A 13,762-nucleotide genomic window follows, 5' to 3' on the forward strand; every position below is an offset into this window, starting at 1 on the left:
CCTGTGGGAGAACCACGCTACGCCGCTCGGGTCAGCGGCAGGTAAGCGGCCCATGTGGTCCGTGTACCCGTTTTGCGCGCGGGCGAGAAGGACGTGCGGCCGACGGCCTACCCCAGCCCGAGCGCCATGCCCACGAGACGCACCGCGAGCGCCACGACCCACGCCACGCCGCACTGCATGGCGATCACGGCCCACATCATGCGGGTGCCCAGCTCGCCGCGCACTGCGGAGACCGCGGCCACGCACGGCGTGTAGAGCAGCGTGAACGTGAGGAACGCGAACGCCGTGAGCGGCGTGAAGAGCTCCGGCAGGCCCGCCGTCGTGCCGCCCATGAGGACCGTCAGCGTGGCCACGACGTTCTCCTTGGCGCCAAAGCCGGCCGCCAGGGCCGCCGCCGCGCGCCAGTCGCCAAAGCCGAGCGGGGCGAAGAGCGGGGCCAGGAGCGCCCCCAGCGCGGCGAGCATGCTCTGAGCCTGGTCGTCCACCACGTTGAGGCGCACGTCAAAGGTCTGCAGGAACCAGATCACCACGCTCGCCACAAAGATGACCGTGAACGCCTTGGTGGCAAAGCCCTTGGCCTTGTCCCAGGCCAGGCGCGCCACGGTGCGCGGCGCCGGCAGGCGGTAGTTGGGCAGCTCCATCACGAAGGGCACCGGGTCGCCCTTGAAGGCTGTCCCCTTGAGCACGAGCGCCACCAAGATCCCCACCACGATGCCCATCACGTACATCGCAATGGTCACGAGCGCCGCCTGCTCCGGGAAGAACGCGGCCGAGAAGAGCGCGTAGACCGGCACCTTGGCCGAGCAGCTCATGAACGGCGTGAGCATGACCGTCATCTTGCGGTCATGCTCGGAGGGCAGGGTCCGCGTGGCCATGATCGCGGGCACGCTGCAGCCAAAGCCGATGAGCATCGGCACGAAGCTCCGCCCGGAGAGGCCCAGGCGCCGCAGCAGCTTGTCCATCACGAAGGCCACGCGCGCCATGTAGCCAGAGTCCTCGAGGATTGAGAGCAGGATGAAGAGCACCACGATGATCGGCAGGAAGGAGAGGACGCTCCCCACGCCGGCAAAGACGCCGTCGATGACCAGGCTATGCACCACGGGGTTGAGCCCAAAGGCGGTGAGCGCGGCGTCCACCTGCGCCGTCAGCCACTGGATGCCCAGGTCCAGAAGGTCGGAGAGCCGCTGGCCGATCACGTCGAACGTGAGCCAGAAGACGAGCGCCATGATGGCAATGAAGACCGGGATCGCGGTGTACTTGCCCGTGAGGATGCGGTCGGCGGCCACCGAGCGCGCGTGCTCGCGGCTCTCGCGCGGCTTGACCACGCACTCGGCGCAGACGCGCTCGATGAACGAGAAGCGCATGTCCGCGAGCGCCGCCATGCGGTCGCGCCCGGACTCCTCCTCCATCTGGGAGATGATGTGCTCCACCGCATCGAGCTCGTTGGGCTCCAGGCCGAGCGCGCGCTGGACGAGGTGGTCGCCCTCGATGAGCTTGGTCGCCGCAAAGCGCACCGGGAGGCTCGCGGCGGCCGCGTGGTCCTCGATGATGTGGCAGATGCCGTGGATGCAGCGGTGGAGCGCACCGCCGTCCGGGCCGTCCGGCGAGCAGAAGTCAACGCGGCCCGGGTGCTCGCGGAAGCGCGCCACGTGTAGCACGTGCTCCACGAGCTCGGAGATGCCCTCCTCGCGCGCGGCCGAGATGGGCACCACGGGGATGCCGAGCGCCGCCTCCAGCCGGTTCACGCTCACCGTGCCGCCGCCGCCCGTGAGCTCGTCCATCATGTTGAGCGCGAGCACCATCGGCCGGTCCAGCTCCATGAGCTGCAGCGTCAGGTAGAGGTTGCGCTCGATGTTGGTGGCGTCCACGATGTCGATGATCGCGTCGGGGTCGTCCTCCAGGATGAAGCGGCGGGAGACCACCTCCTCGCTCGTGTACGGGGAGAGCGAGTAGATGCCTGGCAGGTCCGTGACCGTGACCTCGGGATGGCCCTTGATCTGGCCGTCCTTGCGGTCCACGGTGACGCCGGGGAAGTTGCCCACGTGCTGATTGGAGCCCGTGAGCGCGTTGAAGAGCGTGGTCTTGCCGCAGTTCTGGTTGCCGGCGAGCGCCAGCTTGAGCGGGCGGCCCTCCGGGATGGCCTTTCCGGTGGCGCGCGGCGCGTACTTCTCGCCGATGGCAGGGTGGTCGGAGGCCTCCAGGCGCTCGCGGCCCTGCGGGAGGTCGTGCATGTCGTGCACCTGGGTGAGCGCGATGTGCCGCGCGTCGTCACGGCGCAGCGTGAGCTCGTAGCCGCGCAGGCGGATCTCCAGCGGGTCGCCCATCGGGGCGCGCTTCATGAGCGTGACCTCCACGCCCGGCGTGAGCCCCATGTCCAGGATGTGCTGGCGCAGCGACGGCTCGTCGCAGTCCACCGACGCCACCACGGCGTCCTTGCCGATCTCCAGCTCGTCCAGGTTCATCTGTTCCTCCTCGCGCTGTGTCCGCACGCAATTCTAGCGCGTGGCGACGCCGTGGGAGCCGAGCGCTACCGTAGGCCCGTGCTGGGCCGCGCCCGCCGCAACTGCGGCCAGCGGCATTTCCGCATATGTGACACAACTCCGGACCCCAAATATGAGATGCTGAAGAGCCATGGCGATCAGAGAGGAGGGAGGAGGGACATGCATCTCGAGCACATCGGCTCGCCCGAGGACGTGCGCGCCCTCCCCGCCTCCGAGCTCCCGGCCCTCGCCGACGAGATTCGCGCCGCGATCATCGAGAGCACCTCGGTGACCGGCGGCCACACCGGCTCCAACCTGGCCACCGTCGAGCTCACGATCGCCCTGCACCGCGTCTTCGAGACCCCACGCGACAAGATCGTCTTTGACGTCTCGCACCAGTCCTACGCGCACAAGATGCTCACCGGCCGCGCAGGCGCCTACCTCGACCCGGCGCGCTACGGCGAGGTCTCCGGCTTCTCCAACCCCTCCGAGTCCGAGCACGACCTCTTCTCGATGGGCCACACCTCCACCTCGGTGAGCCTCGCCTGCGGCCTGGCCGCCGCGCGCGACCTCGCGGGGGAGACGTACGACGTGGTGGCCGTCATCGGCGACGGGTCGCTCTCCGGCGGGCTCGCCTTCGAGGGCCTGGACAACGCCGCCGAGCTGGGCAGCGGCCTCATCGTCGTGGTCAACGACAACGAGTGGTCCATCGCGCCCAACCACGGCGGGATCTATCGCAACCTCGCCGAGCTGCGGCGCACGCACGGCACGAGCCCGGACAACGTGTTCCGCTCCCTCGGGCTCGACTACCGCTACCTCGAGGACGGCCACGACGTCGCCGCGCTTGAGGCCGCCCTCTCCGAGCTGCGCGGAACGGACCACCCGGTGGTTCTCCACGTTCACACCCAGAAGGGCCACGGCTATGCGCCGGCCGTCGCGAACCCGGAGGGCTGGCACCACGCCGTGCCGTTCGAGGTCGCCACGGGCACCGTCCTTCCCGGCGCGAAGGCCCACCCCGCAGACGAGAACTACGCCAACGTCACCGGCGCGCTCCTGCTCGACTGGATGCGCACCGACCCGCGCGTCGTCGCGGTGAACGCCGCCACGCCCTACATCATGGGCTTCACGCCAGAGCTGCGCGAGCGCGCGGGCAGGCGCTTCATTGACGTGGGCATCGCCGAGGAGCACGCCGTGAGCTTCGTGACGGGTCTCGCCCGCAGCGGCGCCCGCCCGGTGCTCGGCATCTACGCCACCTTCCTGCAGCGCGCCTACGACCAGCTCTGGCACGACCTCTGCCTGAACGACGTCCCCGTGACGATCCTGGTCTTCGGCGCCTCGGCCTTTGGCACCACCGACGTCACCCACCTGGGCTTCTTCGACATCCCCATGCTGGGGACCATGCCGCGCCTCACCTATCTCGCGCCCACCTGCATCGAGGAGTACCTCGACATGCTCTCCTGGTCGATCGAGCACGAGGGCGGCCCCGTGGCCATCCGCGTGCCGGTGGCGGGCGGCGTAACCTCCCGGCCGGACTTCGCGCAGGCAGAGGACTACGCGCACGGCTTCGAGGTCCTGCGCGAGGGCTCCGAGGTGGCGCTTCTCGCCCTCGGCGACTTCCTCCCGCTGGGCGAGAAGATCGCGGACGCCCTGGCCGCGTCCGGCGTGCGCGCGACCCTGGTGAACCCGCGCCTGGCCACTGCGCCGGACGAGGACCTGCTCGACCGCCTTGCGGCCGGCCACCGCGTGATCGTCACGCTCGAGGACGGCGTCCTGGACGGCGGCTTCGGCGAGCGCTGCGCCCGCGAGCTGGCCGCCGACGACGTGCGCGTCCTCTGCTACGGCCTGCCGCGCGCCTTCGTCGACCGCTACGACCCCGCCGATCTTCTCGCCCGCTGCGGCATCACGGTCGAGGGCGTCACGGCGGACGCCCTGGCTGCCCTGCGCGCGTAGCGCGGTCAAGGCCTTATCTCTGTTCCCGCCCCGTCGGGCGGGTTTACTCGGTTATGACGGGATCGTAGGAGCCAGCCGGAGCGCTATAGCTAAAGAGCACGTCGCCCCTGTTGTTGACGATGGTGTACTCGACGGAGCGGTCCGTGCAGGCGGTGAGGAAGTCGGCCGTCTGCTCGTATACCCCCTCCGTTCCGTTCGTGCTGAGCTTGGTGGGCCAGGCCGATCCATCAAAGTCGCCACGCTCGGTGATGCGCACGCTCGTGTCGTCCAGCTCGTAGCTGACCGTCACCTCGCCGGAACCGGAGGCGCCAAGACTCGAGAGCGATCCCTGAAGCAAATCCGTATCCGTCTGCGCTATGTAGGGACAGAGCTGCGAGAGCAGGTCATCGGCGGAGTCATGGGCACTCTGCTTGGCGTCGTCCAGAATCTGCTGGGCGCGATTGCGTGTGCGGTTGGCCTCCTCCTCATCCGCCTCGTCGCGAACGCTCGTGTAGAGGGCGACGAGCGTGCCGTCCGTCGAGTAGACGGAGCTTACCACCGACGTGCCGAGCTGATTGGCCAGGTCCTGGTAGTAAGCAACACTCGGGTCCTCCGTGCCATCGTCATAGCACCACTCCCATTGGCGCGCGTCCACCCCCATGGTGGACGTGAACTCCACGTAGCATCCCTGGTCGGAGCAGGTCTCGTTCGTCACGTTGTTGAGAGGCCCTCGGTCAATCTCCCCTTGGATCAGATGCTCGCGCTCGAGCTGGCGCTGCGTCTTGTCAAGCGTCACGACAACGCCCTGGCTTTCGTCGGCGGCGTTCAGGACCGACCCGGGTTCGGGGCTCACGGAGCCCACCTCGTAGAACTGGTACGAGAACTCGTCCGTCACCTCGACGGCCTGCCCACCCTCGTCCAGGAGCGTGACCTGCCAGGCGTCCGACGCGGACCTGAGGTCCTGCAGCGCATCATAGGGCTTCTCGCCCACGACGTCTGGCACGCTCACGCGCCCGAGCATCCCGTTGAGGGCCCCGCTGAAGTAGAGCCCCGCGCCTGCTGCGGCAACAATCGCCACCACGGCAACAATCACAACGGCGACGACGGCACCCCGTCGACCCTTGCGCCGGGCGGGCGCCGACGGCGACTGGGCGGCGGACTGCGAAGCCGGCGGCACGGACGCCGGTCCCGAGCTCCCGTCAGCGACTCTCTGTCCGCAGTTCCGGCAGAACGCGCTCCCGTCGGGAATCTGAGCGCCGCAGTTTCGACAAAACATCAGGGCCCCCTCTCTTCGCCAGCCCAATCCGTCTCTATCCCGTCAGAGTCGTCCGATTGTCCTAGGCAGCCTTCCTCCGACGGCGCACGAGCGAGCGGACCCGGAGCGCGGCGAGCCCTCCCGCAACGACGACGCACCCGACGGTCGTGGCCCAGGCCACGCCCGAGTTGTCCACCCGGCTCGCCGTCCCGCCGGCCGTCGCGCGCCAGACGGTGTCCGTCACGCCGTCCCCGTCCTCGTCGACGCGCAGCGTGGTCTCGTCGGCACGCACCGCCGTCGTCTCCATCCTGGTGGAGCCCGTGACGCCGATCTGCGAGAAGGTCCTGCTGTCGGTGTAGTCGCCGTACTCGTCCATGAAGCCGATCGTGTAGTCCATCGTGCCTACGCCGGTCCCCTCGATCTGGATGTCGTAAGGCTCGCCCTCGCGCAGGCGCAGGACCTTCGTCGTGGTCCCGTCCCCCCCGGGGTCCTCCTCCAGGGTGAGCGTCCCGAAGGACGTCCTCGTGCACAGGCTCTCGGGACGCGAAGAGAGCGTCTCCCCGTTCAGGGTCACCGTGACGTCGACGGGGCAGGCGACCTCGGCCCGGATGAACGCGGTCCCGCTGATCTCCTCCGCGATGTCGTTGAAGAATCCCTCGAGCTCGTCGGTGTTGTTCGCGTTGAAGTTGCACCCCTGGCTGGCGAGTTGGGCGAGAAGGGCGCGCCCTCCCTCGTCGTCGCCGAAGCTCAGGGTGTAGACCTTGACGCCGTCCTCCTTGAGGCCGTCGACGTAGCTCACGAGCTCCTCGTCCGTCCGCCCCGTGTTGGGCAGGCCGTCGGACATGAGCACCACGATGCGCCTCCGGTCCCCCGAGGCCGACCCCAGGAGCTGCATGCCGTCCTGGATGCCGGCGTCCATGTTGGTGTCTCCTCCGCTCGTAAGCTCGGATATCGACGTCCCGAGCGAGCCGAGGTTGGACGAGAGGGGCGAGAGGGTCGTCGAGGTGCTGGAGTACGCCACGAGACCCACACGGACGTTCGGGGAGGCTGCCCGGCTCACAAATTCGCTCGCCGCCGTGCGCATGCTCTCGATGGGCTCGCCGTCCATGCTGCCGGAGCAGTCGAGCACGAGCGCGACGTCGCGGCTGCCCTTGATCGTGGTCACGGCCTCCTGGACCTCGCCCTCGGAGTTCTCCTTCATGTAGTCGTTGTTGTCGGCACGACCGATGTTCACCTCGTCGAACGCGGCGGAGATGCGCGTGAGGTTCTCCGAGGAGAGGTAGCCCTCCTCGATCATGATGTTCGCCGTGAGCTCCATGCAGTTGCGGTACTGCGAGAACGTGCTGTCGGGAGTGAGCGAGAAGAACGTCGCGTAGACGAGCCGCGCCATCTGCTCGGTGTCGAGCGCCTCGCCGGCGAGCTCCTCGTCCGTGTCGTTGCACATCAGATACGCCGCATGGCTGACAACGGTGCAGTTCGTGTGCACGCCACCATGATCGTTGCCGTCGCTCGTGTCGTCGGTGCTCTTCCAGTGGTCGCCTTGGTACCTGGCGGGGTACTTCTTGCTCATGGGGTCAACCATGCTGCGGTCTCCGTGCAGCCACTCCACGTCGTTGTCGAGGCTGCCGTCGTTCTCGTAGTCCTCGGCAATCTCGCCCATGATGTCGGACGTGGCCTCCTTGAGCGCGCCGGCCTCACCCTCGTAGACCATACCAGAGATCGTTGCCTCCACGCTGTGGGTGTACTCGTGGCCAATCACATCGATGCGGCCCTCGTTCTTGGAGCCGATGGACAGAAGCGTCGTCCCGTACACAGGGAACGTCTGCGAGGAGGCGTTGGCCGAGTCGATGCTCCAACCGTACCAGCGATAGTCATTCACCACCAGGTCCACGTGACCGCCCTCGTCATCAAAGCCGTCGCGCCCGAGCACGCTGTCATACAGGTCAATTGCCGACGAGAGCCTCAGGTAGGCGGACACCGCGACGTCGTTGTCAAACTCGGGTGTGTCGCTCGTCACGGCGTTGATGCGCCCGAAGATGTTGTTGACGTCAAACGACAGGTCGACGAAGGGCATGTCCTTGGGAACGTCCTCCGCGTCGACCTTCCCCTCATCCGTGCGCCACGAGACGGGGTCAGTGGAATTGTCCGCGTAGTACTTCGTGCCGTCAGTGTCCTCAAAGACGAACTCGTACGTCATCGTGCAGCCGTTGGCGTCGTAGACGTCCACGTTGCGTTCGTCATCGAACATCCGGTATCCGCCGTCGTCATCGTGCCAGACGTTGAACGAGACCTCCTCGTCATCGTTCTTGTTGTCGCGTCCGCGCCCGGTGGCCCGCTCGTTGATGACCAGCGGCTCGCTCGCCACGGCATCGCCGGTCTCTGCGTTGACGAAGACGATTGTGGGCCCGCTGGCGCCGCTCGAGACAACCTGCCAGGCCAAGCACGGCTCCTCCCCGATCGAGTACACGACGACGCCACCTGCGAACGCCCGGCTCTCCCCGCCCAGGTAGTCGCCCGCCGCAGCCTCGGCGTCCTCGGCGGAGACCGTCGGCTCGGTGGGGACGCCCTCCATGTCCTCGAAGTTGCTCGAGAGGAACAGCACCTCGCCGTCCTCGTCGGCGCCGACCACCACGTCGCGCCCGTAGACGGGAATCCCCTCGTAGCTCTGGGAGAAGCGCCAGTAGCGGTTGTCGAACGCCTCGCCCTCCTGGCAGTCGACGAGCTCCGTCTCCACGTCATCAATCCCGAGCTTGGAGGCAACTCCGGCGATGACCGAGCGCGCTCCCGCCTCGCTCGTGACCTTCTCGGAGGTGAAGCCCGGCTGCAGCAGGACGAAGGGGTCGTCGGACCCGCCGTCGTCGGACGCCTCCTCGACGGGGCTTCCTCCCCCGCCCGCCGGGCCGAGGGGCGAGCCCGGACTCCCGCCGATGACGCCCGTCGCCCACAGCGCGCACACGACGCCGCAGCCAACGATCGCGACCAGCGAGAGCACGAGGACCACGATCGGCCACCGCCGACGCCTCGTGACGGGAGCTCCGCAGCTCGGGCACGTGGCCTCCCCCTTGGGGACGCGCTTCCCGCATCGCTTGCACGTGCTCATGGAATCACCGCCCTCAGACGCCCGCGCGGGACGTCTCGTCCCTGCGGCCGCAGACAAAGAGATAGACGAGAAGGACGCTCGCGGCCGAGAGCACGGCCGCGGACACGGCCGCCCAGGGCACCACGAAGTGGAGCGCCGAGAAGCAGACGACCTGCACGGACGTCACGGAGGGGCCGAGCTCGACGAACGCGAACGACCCCAGCGCCCACACGGCAATCGCCGCCACGGAGAGCGCCACGGCGAGGGCGCACCTTCCCCGCGTCGCACCCGTGCGGGGAACGAGCAGGCCGCGCGCGCAGAACATGAGCGGGCCCAGAGAGAGCAGCAGCGACGAGGCCGCGTACAGGAGCGCCGAGACAAAGGCCGGCAGGGCCTCGAGCAGGCCGATGGCGCGCATCGCGTCGGAGAGGCTCCCGAGGAAGCTGACCAGGCCGAACGCCCCCGCCGCGCCAAAGACGACGGCGTCCAGGGCGAGGAGGGCCGAGCCGGAGCGCGCCCCGCTCGCAGGCGCGGCCGCCGGAGCGCTCCCCCTCAGGGACGACCCGCAGCTCCCGCAGAACGCCGCTCCGTCCGGCAGCTGCGCCCCGCATCGCGGACAGAACATACCCGCCCCCTTCTCCCTCGCATCACGAAAGCAATCTTTTGCCATTCTCGCACGAATCGGGGCGAAGGCACGCCACGGACCGGGCGAGCGGGGAGGGACGCTCCGCGAGGGCCTACATCATGCTCGCGAGCTTGTCGGCCACCGTGAGGGTGCCGGCGAGCGAGATGTTGTTCACGAACACCACGTTCTGGATGCCGTGCTCGCGCACGAACGCCGGGATGTTCTCGTCCGAGTAGCGGAAGTCGATCACCCAGACGTCCTCGAAGTTGTCCACGAGCAGGGGCGTGAACGCACAACCGTAGGAGTCCTTGATCACGAGCACGGAGCTCCCGTCGTCCTTCTTAGGGTTGTGAATGTGCTCGAGCGGCTGGTCGCCAGCGATGAAGGTGTTGTAGAGCGAGGCCTGGTTCCAGCCCGTCACGTCGGTGATGACGTTGGCCTGGACCTCGGTGCCGTTCTTGTCCCAGTAGGTCATGTCGTTGGTGCCGTTGGGGACGTGCGCCTCCACGTAGTCGGGGTTGGCCGCCATAGCGGCGTCGCGGATCTGGGAGTAGTAGGTGCCGAGGAACCCGTCAAAGCGCATGGTCTCCTGGTCGGCCAGATCCACCGGCTCGATACCCATCTGCTCGCACAGCTCGACATAGACGTAGTAGGCGCCGAGCTGGGTCCAGTGGTGGTCGGTGCGGAAGTAGACGTACTCGTCCCGGTGATTCCGGATGGCGCCCCAGGAGTCCAGCGTCCCCACCGACGGGTCGTAGAGGCTGTTGAAGTAGGCGATCGCCTGCTGCTGGTCGGTCCCGCCCAGCTTGGCCAGGGTCTCGTCGTCGAGCACGGCGGAGTTGTTGGGCGCGAGCACCGAGTAGACCTTGGCCTCCCCGTCGAGCGCGCGGGCGCAGGCGTTGATCGCGCCCGTGTAGCCCTCGACCGCCTCCTGGCTGAAGTAGTAGATGCTGTAGGCGGCCCCGTTGTTCACGTAGAGCCCGCTCATGATCTGGTTCTGGATGTCGGCCGCCATGGCGTCCTCGGTGGGCACCTCGACCTGCTCGCGCTCGGCGGGGGCGGCGTCCGCCCCGGAGCCCGTCTCTCCCTCGGGCGGCAGCTCGTCCGCGACGACGTTGCCGCCGATCATCTTGGTCCCGGTGTCTATGCCGTAGCGCGCCTCGAGCCACTGGTCCGCCGCCACGAGCGGCTCGCGCAGCGGATAGGTGTCGGCGTACCACAGGGAGAGGTCGCTCGTGAACGAGCCGTCGAGAAACCCCTCGAGCGAGAAGGACGGGAAGGGCGTGAGCTCGCGCATCTCCACCCCCGAGGTGCTCGGGCGGGCGAAGAACGCCAGCCCTACCACGAACCCGGCGGCGAGCAGCAGGTTGACGGCGTCGACGGAGGCCTGGCGCCAGCGCGCCAGCGAGCGCGAGCGGGACGCGCGGGTCGGACGGGTCGAGCGGGCGGGACGGGCGCCGGGGCGGCCCTGCGGGCGGTCGGTTCTTCTCGGCTCTCTCTTGGACATGCGCGGCACCCCCTAGAACTGGAAGTAGATGAACGGGTTGTAGCTCGCGCCGGTCAGCGCGACGACGGAGACCGCCAGCAGCAGGACCGGCACCGCGAACTCGGTGACGGCAAAGACCCTGAGCGCCACGGTCGAGCTGCGCGAGAGCTCGTGGAGGGCGTCGCGCAGCTGCCGGCCGAGGTTCGTGCAGGCCACGACGCAGAAGGCGAGCAGGAAGACGTTCTGGAGGAAGAGCGTCTGCACCTCCATGCTCATGAGGCCGCCCGAGGAGAAGCCGAGCATGCCGGCGAGGACCGAGCCCAGCTCCGGGAAGCTCTCGAACTTGAAGAGCACCCAGCCGAAGTAGACCACCACGAGCGCGTAGACGTGCGCGAGCGCGCGCGGCAGGCGGTCGCGGATGACAAAGCGCTCGAGCAGCAGGAACACGAAGAAGTAGAGGCCCCACAGGATGTAGTTCCAGCTCGCGCCGTGCCAGAGCCCCGTGAGGAACCACACCACCAGCATGTTGCGCACCCACCGGAGCGTGGAGCAGCGGCTCCCGCCGAGCGGGATGTAGACGTAGTCGCGGAAGAACGTGGAGAGCGAGATGTGCCAGCGCCGCCAGAAGTCCTTGACCGAGGTGCACTGGTACGGGTAGTCGAAGTTCTCGAGGAAGCGGAAGCCCACCATGCGGCCCATGCCGATGGCCATGTCCGAGTAGGCCGAGAAGTCAAAGTAGATCTGCAGCATGTAGAAGGCCATGCCGAGCCACAGTCCCGCCGTCACCTGGGTGTAGATCCCCTCCGTGCCCACCGGCAGCAGGGTGTCCGCCACGCTCGCGCACGCGTTGGCGAGGACCGCCTTCTTGGCCAGCCCGATGCAGAACCGACGCGTGCCCTCGTAGACGTCCATCTGGCGCACGCTGCGGTGGTCGATCTCGTCGGCGACGGTCTCGTAGCGCACGATCGGGCCCGCGATGCACTGGAAGAAGAGCGAGGAGTAGAGCAGCAGCTTCCAGTAGGTGGGCTGGTAGGCGACCTTGTCGGTGTAGACGTCGACCGTGTAGGAGATCAGCTGGAACGTGTAGAACGAGATGCCGATCGGCAGCACGATGTTGGGCACGGCCTCCGGCACGCCAAAGAGCCCCTGCAGCGTGCCCGCGATCCACATGGCGTACTTGAAGTAGGCCAAAAGGCCCAGCATGATCACGAGGTCGGCAGCGAGCCAGGCCCGGCGCGTCCCGCGCGACTCCGACCGCCCGATCCCGAGCGCGGTGAGCCAGCTCACGAAGGTCTCCCCCACGAGCAGGACGAGGAACTCGGGGCCGCCCCACGCGTAGAACACGAGGGACACGACGAGAAGGACCATGTTCTTGTGGCGGTCGTCCACCAGGCGGTAGACCGTCAGATAGATGACGAAGAACACGAATACGAATATCAGGCTCGAGAAGACCATGCGCCGTCCGCTCTCTTGTTCGCTTTTAAGCTACTCTATCGCATCGGGCTCGACGGCGCCCTCGCCGGCGCCCGCCTCTCCCCGCGCGGCGCGCGCCTCGTTGAACTTCTCGCGCATCGTGGGGTTCTTCCACGTGAGCTTGCGGATCGTGAGCTCGTCGGCCTTCTTGTTGGCCAGGCGCAGCTGGTTCTCGGACGAGGTGAGGTTCTCCTTCACCTTCTGCAGGTGCGCGATGGTCTTGTCGATCTCGTCGATCGCGGTCTGGAACTTGCGGCTCGCCGTCTCGTAGTTCTTGCCGAACTTGTCCTTGAAGTCCTCGAGCGCGTCCTCGAAGCGCGTGATGTCGAGGTTCTGCTGGCGGACCTCCGCGAGCTCGCGCCGATACGCGTGCGAGCTCTCGGCGGCGTTTCTGAGCAGCGTGATCATAGGAATGAAGAACTGCGGCCGGATGACGTACATCTTCTCGTAGGCGTACGAGACGTCCACGATGCCGGCGTTGTAGAGCTCGCTCTCGGGCTCGAGCAGCGAGACCAGCACCGCGTACTCGCAGCCCTTGTTGCGACGGTCCTGGTCCAGCTTCTTGAAGAAGTCCGCGTTCTTGTGGCGGTTGACGGCGGCCGAGGCGTCGTCCTCGTTCTTCATCTCAAACATGATGGAGACGATCTCCACGCCGCCCTCGTCCGTCTCGCGGAAGACGTAGTCCCCCTTGGAGCCGCCCACGACCTCGTTGTCCTTGTGGAACTCGGCGTTCCTGAACGCGGTGGCGCGCCAGCGGTTGAACTCCGTCTCGCAGTGCTGCTCGAGCGTCTCGCCGATGAGCTTGGTGGACAGGCGCGCCCGCTGGTTGCGCAGGCGCTCGATCTCATCCTCGCGGTCGCGGATGGTCTGGTCCTTGAACTGGGCCTGCTCGGCCATCTGCTGGCGCAGCGACGCCTCCGTCTGCTCGCGCTCCAGCTGAGCCGCGCGCAGGCTCCCCTCCAGCTCGGCGATGCGCCGGTCCTGCTCACCGGTGGCCTGCGTGACGGCAAGGTCGCGCTCCGTGGCAAAGGCCGCCTCGCGCGCCTTGAGCTGCGCCCTGAGCTCCGCGATCTGGCGCTCCCGACCGGAGACCTGCTCCGCGAGGCTCTTCTCGGCCTGGGCCCGTTCGAGCGCGAGGGCGTCCGACCCTTCCTTGACGCGTGTCTTGAGCTGCGCGATCTCCGAGTCCTTGCGCGCGGCGTCCGCCAGCGCCTCCTGACGGGCGCGCGCCACCGCCGCCTCCACGGCGCTCGCGCGCTCGCGCTCGGCGCTCCGCTCGCGCGCCTCGAGCTCGCGTCGGAACTCCGCGTCGCGCACCTGGCGCACGATCTGCGCGTACTCCGTCTCGTCAACCTGGAACACCTCGCCGCAGTGCGGGCACCTGATCTCTGCCATCGGACCCTCCGTCCTTCTCGCCTGAGACCAGCTTACCGTT

At 67.8% G+C, this 13,762-nt stretch carries 8 protein-coding genes and 1 pseudogene; 1 reads left to right on the forward strand and 8 read right to left on the reverse strand.

What is annotated here, in order from left to right; translation table 11 throughout:
* Positions 1–107: 107 nt before the first annotated feature.
* On the reverse strand, positions 108–2,462 hold the full coding sequence (gene feoB / locus H6A07_RS05745) for a ferrous iron transport protein B (RefSeq protein WP_204813980.1): 2,355 nt from the start codon (positions 2,460–2,462) through the stop codon (positions 108–110).
* Between the two features lie 198 nt (positions 2,463–2,660).
* On the opposite strand from feoB, the gene H6A07_RS05750 reads away from it, so the two are divergent.
* Positions 2,661–4,430 (forward strand): 1-deoxy-D-xylulose-5-phosphate synthase, encoded by a 1,770-nt coding sequence (locus H6A07_RS05750; protein ID WP_204813981.1) that lies wholly within the window; start codon positions 2,661–2,663, stop codon positions 4,428–4,430.
* A gap of 43 nt (positions 4,431–4,473) precedes the next feature.
* Here the strand turns inward: H6A07_RS05750 and H6A07_RS05755 are convergent, their stop codons facing one another.
* From H6A07_RS05755 to H6A07_RS05780, 7 genes and pseudogenes are all read right to left on the reverse strand, one after another.
* Positions 4,474–5,502 carry a hypothetical protein gene (locus tag H6A07_RS05755; RefSeq protein WP_239471103.1) on the reverse strand — a complete coding sequence of 343 codons (1,029 nt, stop codon included), beginning with the start codon at positions 5,500–5,502 and terminating at the stop codon, positions 4,474–4,476.
* A 120-nt stretch (positions 5,503–5,622) separates the two neighbouring features.
* Positions 5,623–5,685 (reverse strand): annotated as a pseudogene (locus H6A07_RS10430) (zinc-ribbon domain-containing protein); the annotation flags it as partial.
* A 61-nt stretch (positions 5,686–5,746) separates the two neighbouring features.
* Complete coding sequence (locus tag H6A07_RS05760) at positions 5,747–8,764, reverse strand: M4 family metallopeptidase (RefSeq protein ID WP_204813983.1); 3,018 nt, start codon at positions 8,762–8,764, stop codon at positions 5,747–5,749.
* 13 nt (positions 8,765–8,777) lie between these two features.
* Positions 8,778–9,368 (reverse strand): zinc ribbon domain-containing protein, encoded by a 591-nt coding sequence (locus tag H6A07_RS05765; protein WP_204813984.1) that lies wholly within the window; start codon positions 9,366–9,368, stop codon positions 8,778–8,780.
* Between the two features lie 112 nt (positions 9,369–9,480).
* The gene (locus H6A07_RS05770; protein WP_204813985.1) at positions 9,481–10,875 is read right to left on the reverse strand and encodes a DHHW family protein; all 1,395 of its coding nucleotides are present in this window, start codon (positions 10,873–10,875) and stop codon (positions 9,481–9,483) included.
* 12 nt (positions 10,876–10,887) lie between these two features.
* A complete protein-coding gene (locus tag H6A07_RS05775) occupies positions 10,888–12,309 on the reverse strand; it encodes an MBOAT family O-acyltransferase (protein ID WP_204813986.1) in 1,422 nt (473 codons plus the stop codon).
* 30 nt (positions 12,310–12,339) lie between these two features.
* Positions 12,340–13,722, reverse strand: coding sequence for a DUF2130 domain-containing protein (locus H6A07_RS05780; protein WP_204813987.1), 1,383 nt, complete (start codon positions 13,720–13,722; stop codon positions 12,340–12,342).
* Between the last annotated feature and the right edge of the window lie 40 nt (positions 13,723–13,762).

The sequence above is a fragment of the Olsenella uli genome (assembly GCF_016899935.1).
In the GTDB taxonomy this organism is placed as follows: domain Bacteria; phylum Actinomycetota; class Coriobacteriia; order Coriobacteriales; family Atopobiaceae; genus Thermophilibacter; species Thermophilibacter uli_B.